A 16229-nucleotide genomic window follows, 5' to 3' on the forward strand; every position below is an offset into this window, starting at 1 on the left:
TACGACCGATGTGCTCACACCTTCCTGTCGGCGATCGCCTTCGCTGCAGCCTTCATCTTCTGGATCAATGAGTCCTGACCCTAGCTCAAGCCACCTATGACGCCTTGCTTAAGGGGTTGCACGCGGTGACGACCCCACGTATCACTAACAGACATGAATCCGTGGAATCTTGAACAGACGCATCGGTAGACATTTAAGTATACCCTTCGACAGGCGCTCTCGGGGTACTAACAATCAGATGAAGCGCTACATCGTTTTTTGTTTCTTTGAACATCTCGATGTATTCGTCTCTCGCTAGCTTCGTAGATATGGAAGGGCGCCGGCCATACTTCATTAGAAACCATTCAAGATCACGGCCGCAGCGTGGATCAGGCTCACTGGTGTCCTTCTGAGCGATCAGCCGTCGCGTTTGCGGACCGGGTGCAATATTCAAAAGTTCTTCCCGTGAGAAAATCGGGCGGCCTGTTTCAGCCGCAGTCGCTATCAGGATTGTTCGGACAACCCAGGTAATGCGACGGCTGAGCAGTGAACGATTTGAGATCGATTCTCCGAAGCCCACAATGAACCATCCAAGGTCGACTGCCTTCTGTATCTCTGTCGAGTATGACCGCTTGAGGCGAAACGCCGTTCTCAGACCAGGGAAATGATTGTCGGGATCGTAGAGGGGACGACCCTCGAAAACGAGATGGTACAGGAACAAGTCTCCTTCACTCGCGCGCTCCTTTAGCGCACGGAGCGAATACGACGACATGGAGATACTGCCCTTTTGGGAATGCCCGGGTCGCTCGTCATCCGTCACCAGCAGAAGGTCAATATCGGATGACCTATTGTTGTCACCTCGTGCACGGCTGCCGTAAAGTGCCAGCGCTAGGATTGCCATCGGCCCGTGCTTTCCACGGCCATCACGCCCCACCACGCTTGAGCGCTTCTTTCGACATTTGTCTAGCGAGCCGACGCGCATCCTCGACGTCCTGGCGATTCTTTAACACCAACTGCTGCTTCTCCGGCAGCAACTGACCAGGTTGGACATCAAGATTGTGCTCGCTCATAAGGTAAAAGCTCAGGCTCAACCGAACGGGCACGAGCACCTCAGCATTGACCATGTTGTACTCGAACTCGACAGCCCTCTGTCGATCTTCTGACAGTTGAGGATTTGGCCCGATAATAAGATCGATCCGCTGTGCCCATTCATAGTCTAGTGCGCTGTTCTCAGATGCAGGCGTGCTGCCTCTGGTTTCCAAAATTCGCCCGAGGCTATAGTCCCGAAAATCGTTATGTTCTTCTGACCAAGCTCGGACATACCAACGTCCTGCGCAAAACGACATTGCATGCGGAGCAATCCAGCGCCAGGATTCCGGTGTGCCGGTCATTGATCGATAGTCAATTTGCAGCTTTTTGCGCTCGCGAATCGCGTCGAGTACTGCCAGTAGATTTGTTGTATTTAGCGGTTTGCGGCCGAGGGTAACCACTTCAACTGGTGGCAGTTGATTAAACCACGTATCTTCCTTCTGCATCCATCCCGAATGGATCGCTACAACTTGCAAAAGGTAACGATCTGAATTGTCGCCGATAAGAACGGGATCGAATTCCGGCGTTCGAATGTAGGCCTTGAGCGCATTGTCGTACACCAGATTGTCGGGCGCGAGCTTCTGGTATGTCCCAAAATCTGATGATGCCTGCTGGTGAGACATTCCGAAGACTTCGGCCAAGTCGCCGCGGTTCAGCCTGCCGTCCCAAAACAGTCTGAATTCGATGAATTCAAGGCGCTTCCGCACACCCCATTTGAGGTCGGAGCCTACCGTCTCAGCCATTGCCGTCGCTATTTAATTTAGGCATCCTCGCATAATGCTCCTATTTTCTTGACGGAACAAGAGTCCATGCCTACATTAGGTTTGCATATTTCGTGGCAGTCCGTCGACTGCGTTTATTGACGATCCACACTTTGAGCGTTTCGTGGTCTCTGGCTTCATGACTGGACTTAATCAGTTCCTTGAGAGGTACGCTCGCCGCCCCCAGCTAATAAGGGAGCGGCTTTTGGCCACGCGCAGAAAACGCCGGCTTAATGATGACGAAGTGATTTGTCGAGCTGGAGACCCGGCGGAGTGCTTCTGGATCATTGACGATGGAATCGTCGTAGTCGGCGAAGGAGACAAGATCGTCAGGCGTCACAAGGGAGAGCTGATCGGAGAAATTGCATTTCATCGCCGGGAGGAGACGAAGCGTAGTGCTTCCATGAAGGCGGACGGCATTACCAATCTTTGGGAAATCGACCACTCCTTCGTTGACAAGCTTTCCTCCGAACAAAGGTTGGAATGGTTCGAAACCGTTGCTGCTGTCCTGGCGGACAAGGTCATGGAAGCGACGCGGCAAAGGTCACGTTTGCTCTCGGACAACGTTTCCCTCGATCAGGTTTTGCGCAGGTTCGTCTGCGATGATGGTCTGATGGCTGTGAATGCGGCCTTCGACAGCACAAATGCAGGAGAGATCGATCCGGACCAGACGGATGCGCTGTTGTGGTTTAGTGACGTAGCCGGTTTCTCAGGCTTCTCGAAAGACTTGAGCCCAGGGGAAGCGGGTCGGCAGATGCGGCGCTTCATGGACGTTCAAGTCGAGGAGATCCGAACCGCAGGTGGCGAGATCGATAAATTCACTGGCGACGGATTGATGGCCTTTTGGCGTTTGCCCGACGAAACTCGGAGCAAGGACCGGGTTCCCAAGGCAGTTCGCGCCGCGCTCGCAACAATTGACCGAATCCGGAGCATCGTCGTCGCAGACCAACTTCCATTGGACATCCGCATTGGGTTGCATCTGGGGCCAGTCGTAATCGGGGATTTCGGGGGCACTGGACGCATCGCCTATACAGTTATGGGAGAAACTGTGAACTCGGCGTCTAGGTACGAACAGGCTCGGCTCGACACCGACGGAATGCGGTTGGGCGCCTTGCGGATCAGCGAGGCCGTTTACCCATTCATTTCAGAACCTGATCTCCTAAAGCGGTTGTCATCGGACATCCGGCGTTTCGTCGTGAAGGGGGATCGAGAGTTCGCTGCCTACACTTCGATTGATCAGGAGAGTTAGATGAGCTGGAGCGCCACGCGGTCCGAAGCACGAATCCGGAAATCCCTTCAAACGGTTCCCAAGAACATCGTTCAGGTGCAATCGTTCGATGATCGATATAGCCAACTAAAGGCGAGAGCTCTCGCATCCAGCGACAGTCGTGATCCCAAGCCTCTGGTGCAGATTCCACAATCAAATGCCATCATTGTCGACGGGGTCCACGTTTATGTCCAGCTGACGGAATATCATTCGGTTCTGCAGGATGCCCAACGGCAAACCGAGGCCCGACATCGCCGAGCACTGGAATTTCTTCATACCCACTATAGCGCCTGTGACCTGATTATCCGAGAGTACGATGCGCAGCGGGTCGACTTCCACGGCCCACGGCTGCATGCTGTAATCGTCACCCCTCCTGGTCCAGCAAACGAACGCCGCCGCGTCGAGCGCGCCCTCGAGTTCGCTCAGGCAATCGCAAGGATGGTGGAGGCAACGGGAGAGGCAGTTCTCAATGGCGAGTTCAAGACAGGGACCCGTATAGGAATTGACACCGGTCGATCGATTGCCGTCAACTCTGGCCGCGGAGCCGAGCCAGAACCACTGTTCCTCGGAAGCCCTGCGAACTACGCAGCAAAGCTAGCCGACGGTACTGAACCCGGTATTTACCTTAGCGACCGGGCCCGGCAGGTCCTCGGTATGTTGGCCGCCGGATCTCTGTTTGATCAGCGGCGCCAAGTCTACAATCTGCGACACGGCGGGGTTTCTACACCGAGCACGCTAGGCTCCAGCTACATCACGGACGCGCGCATCAAGTCGCTCTCTGCGGATGTCGGGCGCGACCTAGAAGTTCTCTTTCGAGAAGCCAACTTCATTTTCCATCGACACACGCCGCCCCTTCGCACAATCGAGTACGAGCGCCTCTCACCCGCCAACTCAATCCACATGCCGCTCGTGTCGATTTTCGCTGACATTGATGGCTTCACCAAATACGTGGATTATTGTCTGGCGACGAACCAGATTCCGGAGTTGGTCTCCAATCTTCATGCAATCCGTTTGGAACTTGCGGCGGTTCTGAAGCATGACTTTGATGGACGCAAAGTGCGGTTTATCGGTGACTGCCTGCACGGTTTGGTAGCCGAAGGAACGGCCTACGAGACCGACGAGCGCGAAACTGTTCGCCGAAGCGTCATCTGCACCGCGGCGATGAGATCCAGTTTCAATCTGTGCCGCAAAATCCTGCCCGGTATTGCGAACCTTGGTATCGCAATCGGTATTGAGCTTGGCCCTACGCCGATCACTCGCCTCGGAATCCGTGGTGAATTTTCAGTCCGCTGTGCGACCAGCAAGGCCGTTTCCGATTCTGAGGAACTGCAGGCCGGCTGTGAAGGAGATCAGACCGCGCTTGGTTCGCGCGCCCTTGCCGCAGCCCCACTTGCTGTCCAGCGCCTGTTCGATGCCACAGGTCGCGCCAAGGGCCTCGACTACGCCGACGCCTCAGAGCGGCTCTCCCTCGACTCTTCACGAGTTGCCGCTTTAGCCGCCCCCGCCGCCATCGGCACTTCCGCCGGATGGACTACCAGGGCTGCGGCAAGCGAAAGCGCAATTCAGAACAGCGGTGGAAACCGCCATGCCTGAAGATAGCGCCTTCACCTTCGATAGCCTAGACACCGCGTTGGTGGAGGACGTGGAGGCTCTCTTTCGGGCCGTAAATGGAGACGCCTGGTCGAGACTTGCGCCGGGTGAGCTAACCGATTATCCGACCCGCCAGTTTACGGGCGGCTGGCGTTTGCCCGTTAAATTTTCAGATGGCGCCGTGCGGCGCATCGACTTGCTGATAACACGGTTGTTTCCGATCGTCGCCCCGCGGACAGCTCTGGTCGATCATCCACCCAAACTCACATGGCCTCACGTCGAAGACGACGGCATCCTGTGTCTGCTCGGCAATTCCCACCAAATCGACATTAATAACCCCGTCAAGGTTATCGAAAATTTGTTGGCACGCTCTTGCCGCCTCGTCGAGGAACTGCTCGAGGGGACGATTGTCGAGCGCGATTTTAGGGACGAGTTCCTGACTTATTGGGCATACGATCTGCGCAAGCCTGAACGACACTACAGCCTGCTCGACGTTCGGGGTCCGTCGCGCCCGATACGGGTTTGGCACGGACGATCCTTTACGCTGCTTGCGGAAGACGATGAAACCCTCAAAAAATGGCTGGAAAACCGTTTCAAAAGCGCTGCGAAACCGACAATTCAGGCAGGTGCCCTGCTATGGCTCGACCATGCGCCCCTTCCTTCCGAATATCCACACCGAAGCGCCGCCCTGCTGGAGTTGGCGAAAAGGGCGGGTGGTTCCGGCATCGACGTACTCGAGTCCACGTTCCTGAATGTTCCATCATCGGTGACGGTGATTCTTGGAGCCGAAGGCCGGTATGGCCCAGGTCTAATGGCCGTCACCGTTGACCGTCCAGCTGACGCAATTCGCGCTCGGCGGCGTGTTGATCCCATCGTCAAGGGGGGCTTCAGACCCGATAAGATGTCGCCGGCTCTCCTAGCTGGGCGCTATCTTGGAGCTTCCGAGCCGGGGCGCAGCAGGGTTGCTCGCGCAGATCCAGATTGGATTCACGGCCGCGCACGAGATCCCCGCACCTCAAAGCTCAGAAACGCGAAAGCGGTTGTCTTTGGGTGCGGATCTCTGGGAAGTTTCGTGGCAGCAGCGCTCATCAGGGCGGGTGTGGGGAGTCTGGATATTGTCGATTTTGACGAGCTGGATTGGCCGAACGTCGGGAGACATTATCTCGGCGCCACCTCAGTTGGGCGCAACAAGGCTAAGGGACTGGCCGAGCAGCTAAGCGCCGATTTTCCACATGCCAACATCACAGGCCACGACGCCAGCGCGGAGCAGATCATCTCCGAATCCCCGATCTGGTTCACCCAGGCAGACCTGATAGTTTCGACCACTGGAAGCGGCCGAGCCGACACGATGCTGAATGAGTGGCATCGCAATTCTGGCCGTTCCACGCCCATTGTCTACGGATGGACCGAACCCTACGCCGGAGCTGGCCACGCGGTTGCCATAGGGCCGGAGGGCGGATGCCTGGTTTCCGGCGTCGACAGTCTTGGAATGTCACTGTTCGAGATGACGGAATGGGCCAGACCGGCCACGCTTGAAGAGCCCGCCTGCGGAGTTCATTTCGCCCCGTACGGTCCCACCGAACTGGGGCACGTGAATGATCTCATCGCCGAACTCGCGCTCGATTGTTTGCTTAACAGGGTTCAACGTTCCACGCACCGGATCTGGGTGGCCAGGCGCGAACACCTCGAAGAGTTCGACGGCAAGTGGACGGAGGCCGCGCAGCTGCTGCTGGGTGTCGACCACAATGGGGGTAAGGCCATAGGCCGTCCTTGGCCAGCATGCCGATGTTGCGAACTGGCGAACCGTGAAGAGGCCGCGTGATGCATTCGGTCCAACACTACCAAGATTCACAACGCATCACCGATGGCAGACAGAGGCTCGTTGGAGGGGGCGTGGAATGATCGAACGGTTTGAAGGCGAGGCGGGTAAGAGGCTACGCATCGCCACCCTTGCCGTACAGAAGATTGTCATGGGCGATCAGTTGCTCGCCGAGGAACTCGCAGAGCGCGTTGAACTGATCGCGGTGACAAAGGGCTCGGCAATTATTGAGCAGGGCGCCTCCGACAATGACGTGTATTTGATCTTCGCCGGTATTTTTGACGTAGTGGTCAACGGCAGGCTCGTCGCAAAGCGAGGACCCAAAGACCACGTCGGCGAGATGGCGGCGATCGAACCCAGCCAGAAAAGGTCAGCGAGCGTTTACGCCAGTGAGGACGGGGTAGTCGCCCGTGTGACCGAGGAGACATTCGCTGATATCGCCTCACGGCATACCGCGCTTTATCGCAACATTGCGCAGGAGCTGTCCCGGCGACTCATGCAGAGAAACACGCTGGTCAACAATTTCCGGGAGAAGATCCGCATATTTATCATTTCGTCGGCGGAAGCGCTGCCAATCGCACGAGCGGTGCAGAATGCGTTCCAGCATGATGCCTTTGTGACGATCGTTTGGACAGACGGAGTTTTTCGTGTCGCAAACTACACACTGCAGGATCTTGAGGTACAGATTGACGATTCCGATTTTGCCGTTGCGATCGCACACGCGGACGATCTGACCGACAGCCGCGGAAAGGAGTGGCCAAGCCCTCGTGACAACGTGGTGTTCGAGCTAGGGCTATTTATGGGCCGCCTTGGTCGGGCGCGAGCCATATTGATGGAGCCTCGCGAGGAAAAAGTGAAGTTGCCAAGTGACCTAGCCGGCATAACAACCATCACCTACCGCTTTGAGAAAGGAGGCGACGCTGCTGCGCTCCTTGCACCAGCGTGCAATGTACTGCGGGACCATATCAACAGGCTCGGACCAAACAATGGGTAGCGTTGTATGGCGCTAGCAGATGACATGAAGGCGGAAGTCAGCAGAATATTCAGAGACCAATGGTCCACGCGGAATGGACAGGTAGTCCCTGAGCCGGAAGACATCTCTTTAGGCAACGAAGCGGTCGAGTTCGAACGAGCGACGGTGCTCTATGCCGATCTGTCGGGCTCGACAGTGATGGTGGACGGCAAGAAATGGTGGTTTGCAGCCGAAGTCTACAAGACATTTCTTTACTGCGCTGCGAGGCTAGTTCGCGCAGAGGGAGGTTCTATCACCTCATATGACGGTGATCGCATAATGGGTGTTTTCGTGGGCGAGTATCAATGCACCCAGGCGGCTCGGTGCGGTTTAAAAATCAACTTTGCGGTGCAGCAGATTGTCAATCCAGCGCTGGAAACCCGCTATTCTGATGCGAAGTATGCAGTGAAGCAGGTTGTTGGCATCGATGTCAGCAACATCAGGGCGGCCAGAACGGGCGTGCGTGGTGGCAACGACATTGTATGGGTCGGACGGGCAGCGAACTATGCTGCAAAGCTTACCGATCTGGATCTTGCGCAACGGACGTGGATCACGGAAGCCGTCTACAATCGAATTAACGATGCTGCGAAATTCGGCGGTGAGCAAAAAGCGAATATGTGGAAAAAGTTCAAGTGGTCGCAGCATGGTGACATGACGATCTACGGATCGACATGGACGTGGCGGGTGTAGCAGTCGAGCAATTTAGCTGACGGCTGACATTCTGCTACGGGAAATGTCTCCGCATGACACTATGCTGGGATTCAGTTGGTCGAGGGTTCCGGCATATCGGCGCCGATTCGAGCCCCAAACCCCAACAGAAATTCTCTTGTTGTGACAAAGGCGTGGCGCGCGCCCGGCGTTGAACTGCGTGGGCCGGAAGCGGTCATGCCAAAGCCACGCAGATAGCCGAGCAGGTCGCCTGATCTCTTTGGGATCAGAACAAGTGCTTCTCCGTTGATCGGCTCTCCAAGCAATATCCCCTCATCGTTCACCGTGGCGCGATCCAGCGAACACTTTCCGAGGTCGTGTAGACGACTGCGCCGCGCCCCGCGCCGGTGGCGCGCAGGTAGTCCTCAAGCTGGCCGGCCTGGAGAGGTTGGGATGTTTTTTGTCGCCGGAAGGATGCAGGCCCTGCGTGCATGTCGTGCGTCGTGATAAGGCGGTAGGAACAAATTCTCAGACGCGTGGATGACCATCCCGACACGAACGCACCCGGTCCGGAGCGAACCGGGGCCATGGCGCATAGCTGTGGACGTGAGCGGAAAATCCTTGTGTAATATAAAGAGGGGGACAGCACCATGGATACAGAAAGATCGAACCAGGGCATCCTGTTCGATGACCGGTTCCTGGACAAATATGCGGGGCCGATCATTTCCGATCCTGCGGTGGCCATCGTTGAACTTGTCGCGAATGCTTGGGACGCCTATGCGACCAAGGTGGACATAGTCTGGCCGAAGCGCCGCCAGGACATCCCTTTTTCCATCACCGACAACGGCAAAGGGATGACCCCGGCGCAGTTCGAGAGGCGTTGGAAGACGCTTGACTACAATCGCCTTGCCGACGAAGGCACCAAGTCGGCGCCGCCGGCGGATCTGTCAGACTCCCCTCCCCGAAACCCGTATGGTCGCAACGGTAAAGGCCGCCATGCGGCATTCAAGTTCTCCGATCCTTATACGGTGCGCACCTGGCGGGACGGCATCGAAACCGTCTACGAAGTTCGTCGCGGTGTCACCCAGCCATTCGACGTCACGGTGATCAGCTCCCGCGACAAGGTCCCTGGGCATGGCACGGAGATAGCGGCGACCGTCTCCGATGGCACTTCCATGGATGCGGACACAGCCCGGGAGATCATCGGCACGCGCTTTCTCGCGGACCCGAATTTCGTGGTCTCGCTCGACGGGACTTTGGTCACATTCGATGACATCCCGACGCGCAATATCCAGAAGGTCAATGTCGACGTGCCCGGCTTTGGGGTGGTCCAGATCGTAATGATCGATAGCCAGAAAGCCGATCGGACCACGAAGCAGCATGGCATCGCATGGCGCGTAAATTCGCGGCTGGTCGGAAACCCGGGCTGGGTCGGGTTCGACCATGAACGTATCCTCGACGGGCGAAGCACCGAAGCGAAGCGTTTCCAGTTCATCGTCTCGGCAGATATGCTCGAGAATGCGGTGCAGCCGGACTGGAGCGGGTTTCTTCCCCATGACCCGGCATGGCAGGCCACCCGGCCCGCCGTCCATACGCAGATCAAGCAGTACCTTTCCACGTTTTCTGCCGATCGTCGCCGCGAAGCAAAACATTCGATCAAAGAACACCTGGTCAAAACGGTGCGGCAACTGCCTCCCGTTGGGCGCGAACGCTGGAATCAGTTCGTGGACGAGGTGATCGACAGTTGCCCCTCGATCTCGACGGAGGAGGTCGGCAAGGTCGCCGGCATCCTCGCCAATCTCGAATTGAGCACGTCGAAATTCAGTCTGGTCGGGAAGCTGAATGAGCTGCAGCCGGGCGATCTCGATGCGCTGTACGAACTCCTCGACGACTGGACTCTCAGGCTCGCGAAGGACGCCCTCGATGAGATCCAGACGCGTCTGAAGCTGATCGAGGACCTGGATAAGAAGCTTCGCGACGACACCATGGACGAGGTCGGCGACCTGCAGCCGCTGTTCGAGCGATCGCTGTGGGTGTTTGGCCCGGAATTCGAGAGCCTCGAGTTCACAAGCAACAAAGGCATGACGGAGGTCATTCGCAAGATATTTGGATCGAATGAAACGGGTAGCAGGCAGCGACCCGATTTCGTGATGCTGCCCGACGGCAGCGTTGGGCTTTATAGCCGCGACGCGCATGATCTCGGACATGAAGTGGATGGCGTGTCCCGCCTGGTCATGGCCGAGATCAAGAAACCCGGCGTGGGCATAGGCTCCGAGCAGAAAGATCAGGCGTGGCGATATGTGAAGGAGCTGAGGAGCAAGGGTCTTCTGACCGAAGCGGCCGTGACAACCTGTTACATCCTCGGCTCGAAGATCGATGCCGCCGAGGGCGGGAGTCGAACCGAGTGGGACAGACGCGTTACCATCATCCCGATGACCTACAATACTTTCATCCGTAGAGCGGAAAAGCGAATGCTCGGCCTTCGCGAAAAGCTAAAAGAGGCTCCGTTCCTGAAGGAACACGGTGTTGATGGTGATGCCTTCGTCACGCCGCCACAGGATCCACAGCCGGACCTGCTAGCCGCTGCCGGCGCTTCGGCACACTCTTAGGATCAGCATGGCAACGTTCGGCCCACAATTTGGAGAGGACGACCTAGGCACCTTGTCCATCGAGGAACGAGGACGTGGCATCGTGGAGGTGTTTTTCCAGCCTTCAGCGACGCGACTAAAGATCGCGCACCGCGAGGGGGACCCAACGACCCGCGTCGTGCTTATAAAGTTCGAGGCGAGGACGGACACGACCACACTCTATCCCGTCAATACCATGCCCACGTCCGCGAGCTTCCTGACGCCTAAGCACGATCCCATTGTTTCGATCGAGCTGGTACTAAAGAATGGGTTCGCCCATATCGTCGATGATTCCGACGGAGCCGAACATCTCGTCGTGCCGAGCACCCTCGATGACGTGCAGATGTACTTGGAGGAGTGCATGCCCTCGGGGTTTACTAAAGACCCGAATTTAGGGCTTGGGCTTGACCGCACGCTTTCGTTCATCCCCCAGGCGCTGTCACAGATCGACGGTATCAAGCAATTGCGCCTGACCGATGAGAAGACCCTCGAGGTCTCTCAGTCGCCCGACGGCAAGACCTTTGAGATGGGCTATCGCCTTTTCGACGAGTTGCGCCGCGGGGCCAAACGCTTTGATGACAAGGCGCGCGCCTCGAGCAGGAAGAAGAAGCACCAGGCCGCCTACACCAACCTTCTCACCAGGCTCGACCGAACAAAGTTTCCGCTGAAGCTGTTCGAGCGCGCACCTGATGATCTAGCGGAAGTGATCGGCGAGACTATTGTAGACGCCCGCCTTTCGGAAAAAGACCGGGCGGCCGTCGTCAGCCTCGCCGGCGCAACGGTCCGCAAATCAATCAAAACCCAGCGCGCCGGGCTGGTAAAACTTCATGACGAGATCGAACTTGCCTCCCTCGATGAGCTGATAATCCATATGGAAACGGAGTTCGCCGCAAAGGCGACCGAGCCGCAATGGCAGAAGCTGTTCGAGGCCAACCCGTTCATCCTGGACATGGCATTCAACGTGCCGGTGCTTTTGTTGCAGGGGCAGGCCCATGTCGGCGGCAAGATCCTCGACGGGTCAGGCGAGAAGATCGCCGATTTCCTGTTCACCAACCAGCTGACCGACAGTATTGCTATTCTGGAGATCAAAACGCCCGGCATGGACCTGGTCAGCAAGAAGCAGTACCGGGGCGGAGTCTTGGCGCCCTCTCCAGAGCTCGTCGGCGCGGTCGTGCAGACCCTGGACCAGATCGACAAACTCCGCAGCGATATCTACCGGATTAAGGCGCTTAACCCCCAGCATAAGCTGGAGGCCTACGGCATCAAAGGCGTGGTGCTGGCGGGTATGATCCCGGATACCGAGCGGAAGCGTTCCTTCGAGCTGTATCGCAACAGCTTGTCTGGTTTGTCTATCATCACGTTCGACGAGCTGCTAGCGAAGTTGAAATCCCTGCGCGAGCTCCTGTCGGCGAAGCCCGCATAGCGGCATGGCGCGGGACCTCTGCAACGCCATAAGAGGGACCCTGGCGTCAACGCAGAGCTATTCGTCCGCCTCGACTCCGATGTCCTCTGGGACGCGAGCAAAGTTCGGCAAGATATCCCCCGCCAGCAGCTTCTCCTTCGACAGCAGCCCGGCATCCTCGAGCGCCTCAAAATCCGGCAGGTCGCGCAGCGTATCGAGCCCGAACTCCAGCAGGAATTCTTTTGTCGTAACGTAGGTGTAGGGCGCGCCCGGCGTCGGGCTGCGCGGACCGGATGCGATCAGGCCGGCGCCGCGCAGATGACCAATAAAATCGCGACTGATCTCCTTGCCGAAGAAAGACGACAGTTCGGCCCGGGTGATCGGCTGGAAATAAGCGATGCACATCAGCACCAGCACATCAGACTGCGTTAGATCGGCCGCACGCCCGCTCCCGCCGACCGCTGTGCCAAATGCACTGCGGATGGCGTCGGCATAGGCCGGCCGGGTGAGATGCTTCCAGCCGCCGGCGACGGGAACCAGGTCATAGGGCCGGCCGCGTAGCTCCTCGCGAATATCGTCGATCAAAAGGTCGATGCTGCAGCTTTTGCCCACGATCCGCGCCAGCGTCTCGCGGCCGACCGGCTCGCTGGCAGCGAAGATTGTGGCCTCGACCCGGTTCATCCATTCGCGCCAGCGCGCCTCCGGCGGCAGATGATCCAGCTCCCGATCAAACAGGCGGTCGCCTGATCGACCGTCATCTTGCCGCCCCTTCCCTCGTCTGCGTGTCGCTTCCGCCATATTTTACAGCCCGTAAATGCGGAAGGTCGACCGGCCCGACAGTTCGCGCACCGCGCCGAACTCGGCCAGCCGGTCGAACAGGCGGCGCAGCCCGCGATCGCTTATGCCGGCGATCTTTTCCGAGGCAACGATCGCATCGTCGGACAGCAGCTTGTCGACAACAGCGTCCGCGGCCTTGGCTCTGAGTTTCGGCGCGACCGCAAGCAGCCGGTCCGCCCGGCGCTCGAGCTCGGCGGAAAGATCGATGGCACGCAGCGCAGCGCGCGCCTGCGCGGCGAGCAGACTTTTGGCACGCTCAGGATTTGACTCAATCCCTGTCGCGACAGAGCTGACCACCGATCGACGCGGGCGAGCGCTTATGCCCAAAACCGGTTCGGCGCCCAGCAGCGGCATCGCATATGCCCAACCCAGACGTTGCGCCAGTAGGGCGTCGGCGAGCCAGGCTCCAAGAGTGCGCGCAAAGCCGTGGCGTTCGGCGGTCGTGATGGCGTCGGTCATCATTCCCACAGCCCCGTCACTGGCGGCGAGTTGCCGAAGATCGTCCGCCAGGTTGCTGACCGCCTCGTCGTCGCCGGCGTAGCCGAACTCTTCCAGCACCGCGACAAGGCTTTTCTCCTTCAGCAGCTCTTCCGCCGGCCGAGATGCCAGTCGACGCCAGGCGAGGAGCAAATGACCGGCGGGGCCGACATCATCGCCCGATCGGGTGAGCAGCACGGCGTCGCGCAATGCAGCCTCATCCTCGATGCGGCCAGCCTGTCGTGCCGTCACCGCGCCCGCCGCAAGGGCGAGGCGCTGCCGCCAGGCGCCGGCCCATCGCTCCTGCCGGCGGACCACCGCGTCAACGGCACCAAGAACGGCGCCGGCGACGAGCGCGACGTCCTCAACATCTCTTCCCGCAAGGCTCTGCGGATCGGGAACCGATCGCCGCAACCAGTTTGGCACTGGCAGGACTGGTGCGTCGGCGGTCCTGCCAGGAAGCGTGAATGCGTGACGGAGAGCTGGCTTGGGCCGCAGAATCATCAGAAACACGATGAATCACGACGGCGCTTTCTGCAAGTTCTAATGCGTAAAACCGCCGCACTTGTCGCGCAATTAAAACGAATGATAATGTTGCATTATCGTTCGTTGTTTACGAGGCGAGGGAACCATGGTAGAATACGCCAGAATGGTAGACTTTTGGAGTCTTTCGTGTCCCTGAACATCAAAAATCCGGCCACCGTGGCTCTCGCCGACGAACTCGCGCGCCGCCAGGGCATCAGCAAGACGGCAGCCATTCACCAGGCCCTGAGCGAGCGGCTGCATCGAATGGGTTACGGTGACGTGGCCCAGGAGCGCCTGCTCGGCGAGTTGCGGGCGATCCGGGAAAGAGTGGCGCGATTGCCGGAACTGGATAATCGCAGCGACGAGGAGATCATCGGGTACGACGAGCATGGAATCCCGAACTGATGGTGATCGACACCTCCGCCATCGTCGCGATCCTGCGCAACGAACCAGAAGCCTTGAGGCTTGAGAAGGCGCTCGTCACCAACCAAATCCGCCTGGTCCCTGCAACCTGCGTGCTCCAGGCGCGCATGGTGCTGGTCAGCCGGCGCGGTGAGCATGCGTTGGCCGAGATCGATCTGTGGCTGCGCAAGATGGAGGCCGACATCATCGCCGTGGATGCCGATCTCGTCGATGTGGCAACGCAGGCTTGGCTCACCTACGGCAAAGGCCGCCACCCGGCCGCCCTGAATTTTGCCGATTGCCTTTCCTACGCGTTGGCCAAACGGGCGGATGAGCCCTTGCTCTTTATCGGCAATGACTTTTCCCAGACGGATATTGAGGCAGCATAACGATGGTTGGCGACGGTGCGGGATCAACTGCAGCGCCCCGAGGGGACGATCTTCCCGACATCATCGATGTCGTGATGGAAATGGGACAGCATCCACAGGAGGGCGAAAAATCCCCCTCCCCTCCCCTGCCGCCTATGCACTCACGGGGACATGGTAGCCTTCCCGGCCATCTGGAAGAGCTTGCCGGCCACGCCCGCGACTATGTCAAGGCGGCCAGCTCGGCCAATACACGGCGCGCCTACGCCGCCGACTGGAAGCATTTTTGCGCCTGGGCGCGCCGGCAGGGTCTGGAAGTGCTCCCACCTGATCCGCAGACCCTCGGGCTCTACATCACCGCCTGCGCGTCCGGAAAGGTAACAGGGGAGAAAAAACCAAACTCTGTGGCGACGATCGAGCGTCGCCTTTCGTCACTGTCCTGGAACTTTTCGCAGCGAGGCGAACCGCTGGACCGCAAGGACCGCCACATCGCAACGGTCATGGCCGGCATCCGCAACACCCACGCCTCCCCTCCCCGGCAGAAGGAAGCGATCCTGCCCGAGGATCTGATGGCCATGCTCGAGACCCTCGACCGCGGCACGCTGCGTGGTCTGCGCGACCGCGCCATGCTGCTTCTGGGTTTTGCCGGTGGGCTGCGGCGCTCGGAAATCGTCGGGCTCGACATTGGTCGCGACCAGACGGAGGATTCTTCGGGCTGGATTGAGTTTTTTCCTGACAAGGGCGTGCTGGTGACCCTGCGCGGCAAAACCGGTTGGCGCGAGGTCGAGGTCGGCCGCGGCTCCTCCGACGCCACCTGCCCGGTGGCCGCTCTGCAGACGTGGCTAAGACTGGCGCACATTGCGCACGGACCTCTGTTCCGGCGCGTTGCTGGTCAAGGCAGAGCGGTCGGTGTCCATCGCTTGAACGACCAGGAGGTCGCACGCTTGGTCAAGCGCACGGCGCTCGCAGCCGGCTTGCGTGGCGATCTGTCGGAGGGCGAACGCGGTCAAAAGTTTGCTGGCCATTCGCTGCGCGCCGGCCTCGCGTCCTCGGCCGAGGTCGATGAGCGCTATGTGCAACAGCAGCTCGGTCACGCCTCGGCCGAGATGACTCGAAAGTATCAGCGCCGGCGCGATCGTTTCCGCGTCAATCTCACCAAGGCGTCCGGGCTCTGAAAAGCCCCCTCCCCTGCCCCCCGTTTTGTCCGCTGGGATGAGGCGGTCAGATCTCAGGCGATAACAATACCTCATCGAGCACAGCGAGCGCTGTATCCAGACTATCGGCGGCCGACGCTTCGTAGTCAGGCATGATCATCAACTGCGTTATGGCACGGCCCACAAATTCCGGGTTTAGCTTTTCCAACCGATCCTTGGTCCGGGAGACCTGTTCCGGGAATGCGCGCAGATTGAAGCGAACAAATGACGAGGTC

15 protein-coding genes are annotated in these 16229 nt (G+C 58.7%); 10 read left to right on the forward strand and 5 right to left on the reverse strand.

Annotated features, from left to right (window positions below):
* Nucleotides 1–193: 193 nt before the first annotated feature.
* Together halB and NKJ72_RS29260 are read right to left on the reverse strand one after the other, a co-directional pair.
* Nucleotides 194–961, reverse strand: coding sequence for an anti-phage Hailong system nucleotidyltransferase HalB (halB, locus tag NKJ72_RS29255; RefSeq protein WP_352480536.1), 768 nt, complete (start codon nt 959–961; stop codon nt 194–196).
* Complete coding sequence (locus NKJ72_RS29260) at nt 903–1811, reverse strand: helix-turn-helix transcriptional regulator (protein WP_352480537.1); 909 nt, start codon at nt 1809–1811, stop codon at nt 903–905. The genes halB and NKJ72_RS29260 overlap by 59 nt, the downstream gene beginning before the upstream one ends.
* 223 nt (nt 1812–2034) lie before the next feature.
* Here NKJ72_RS29260 and NKJ72_RS29265 point away from each other — a divergent pair, with 223 nt between their 5' ends.
* The 5 genes from NKJ72_RS29265 to NKJ72_RS29285 all read left to right on the forward strand — a co-directional run bounded on the left by NKJ72_RS29265 (nt 2035) and on the right by NKJ72_RS29285 (nt 8207).
* Nucleotides 2035–3078 carry an adenylate/guanylate cyclase domain-containing protein gene (locus tag NKJ72_RS29265; protein WP_352480538.1) on the forward strand — a complete coding sequence of 348 codons (1044 nt, stop codon included), beginning with the start codon at nt 2035–2037 and terminating at the stop codon, nt 3076–3078.
* The gene (locus NKJ72_RS29270) at nt 3079–4689 is read left to right on the forward strand and encodes a nucleotidyl cyclase domain-containing protein (protein ID WP_352480539.1); all 1611 of its coding nucleotides are present in this window, start codon (nt 3079–3081) and stop codon (nt 4687–4689) included. It begins immediately after the preceding gene.
* Nucleotides 4682–6508, forward strand: coding sequence for a ThiF family adenylyltransferase (locus NKJ72_RS29275; protein WP_352480540.1), 1827 nt, complete (start codon nt 4682–4684; stop codon nt 6506–6508). The genes NKJ72_RS29270 and NKJ72_RS29275 overlap by 8 nt, the downstream gene beginning before the upstream one ends.
* A gap of 76 nt (nt 6509–6584) precedes the next feature.
* Nucleotides 6585–7499: a TIR domain-containing protein gene (locus NKJ72_RS29280; protein WP_352480541.1), complete on the forward strand. Its 915-nt coding sequence runs from the start codon at nt 6585–6587 to the stop codon at nt 7497–7499.
* A 24-nt stretch (nt 7500–7523) separates the two neighbouring features.
* Nucleotides 7524–8207, forward strand: coding sequence for an adenylate/guanylate cyclase domain-containing protein (locus NKJ72_RS29285; RefSeq protein WP_352480542.1), 684 nt, complete (start codon nt 7524–7526; stop codon nt 8205–8207).
* Nucleotides 8208–8278: 71 nt separating this feature from the next.
* Here the strand turns inward: NKJ72_RS29285 and NKJ72_RS29290 are convergent, their stop codons facing one another.
* Nucleotides 8279–8509 carry a hypothetical protein gene (locus NKJ72_RS29290; RefSeq protein ID WP_352480543.1) on the reverse strand — a complete coding sequence of 77 codons (231 nt, stop codon included), beginning with the start codon at nt 8507–8509 and terminating at the stop codon, nt 8279–8281.
* A gap of 306 nt (nt 8510–8815) precedes the next feature.
* On the opposite strand from NKJ72_RS29290, the gene NKJ72_RS29295 reads away from it, so the two are divergent.
* Entirely contained in the window at nt 8816–10774 is a 1959-nt protein-coding gene (locus NKJ72_RS29295; protein ID WP_352480544.1) for an ATP-binding protein, read from the forward strand.
* 7 nt (nt 10775–10781) lie between these two features.
* Complete coding sequence (locus tag NKJ72_RS29300; protein ID WP_352480545.1) at nt 10782–12215, forward strand: Shedu immune nuclease family protein; 1434 nt, start codon at nt 10782–10784, stop codon at nt 12213–12215.
* A 57-nt stretch (nt 12216–12272) separates the two neighbouring features.
* On the opposite strand, the gene scpB is transcribed toward NKJ72_RS29300, so the two are convergent.
* Both scpB and NKJ72_RS29310 read right to left on the reverse strand, forming a co-directional pair.
* Nucleotides 12273–12992 carry an SMC-Scp complex subunit ScpB gene (scpB, locus tag NKJ72_RS29305; RefSeq protein ID WP_352480546.1) on the reverse strand — a complete coding sequence of 240 codons (720 nt, stop codon included), beginning with the start codon at nt 12990–12992 and terminating at the stop codon, nt 12273–12275.
* Between the two features lie 3 nt (nt 12993–12995).
* Nucleotides 12996–14012, reverse strand: a complete 1017-nt coding sequence (locus tag NKJ72_RS29310) for a DUF1403 family protein (protein WP_352480560.1) — start codon at nt 14010–14012, stop codon at nt 12996–12998.
* Between the two features lie 87 nt (nt 14013–14099).
* Between NKJ72_RS29310 and NKJ72_RS29315 the strand changes: the two genes are divergently transcribed.
* From NKJ72_RS29315 to NKJ72_RS29325, 3 genes are read left to right on the forward strand one after another with little or no spacing between them, the layout of a single operon-like run.
* Nucleotides 14100–14438 carry a type II toxin-antitoxin system VapB family antitoxin gene (locus NKJ72_RS29315; RefSeq protein WP_502901917.1) on the forward strand — a complete coding sequence of 113 codons (339 nt, stop codon included), beginning with the start codon at nt 14100–14102 and terminating at the stop codon, nt 14436–14438.
* Nucleotides 14438–14824 carry a type II toxin-antitoxin system VapC family toxin gene (locus tag NKJ72_RS29320; protein ID WP_352480549.1) on the forward strand — a complete coding sequence of 129 codons (387 nt, stop codon included), beginning with the start codon at nt 14438–14440 and terminating at the stop codon, nt 14822–14824. The genes NKJ72_RS29315 and NKJ72_RS29320 overlap by 1 nt, the downstream gene beginning before the upstream one ends.
* 2 nt (nt 14825–14826) lie before the next feature.
* Nucleotides 14827–15975 (forward strand): site-specific integrase, encoded by a 1149-nt coding sequence (locus tag NKJ72_RS29325; RefSeq protein ID WP_352480550.1) that lies wholly within the window; start codon nt 14827–14829, stop codon nt 15973–15975.
* Nucleotides 15976–16229 lie beyond the last annotated feature (254 nt).

The organism is Mesorhizobium sp. M0045 (assembly GCF_040323385.1).
GTDB lineage: Bacteria > Pseudomonadota > Alphaproteobacteria > Rhizobiales > Rhizobiaceae > Mesorhizobium.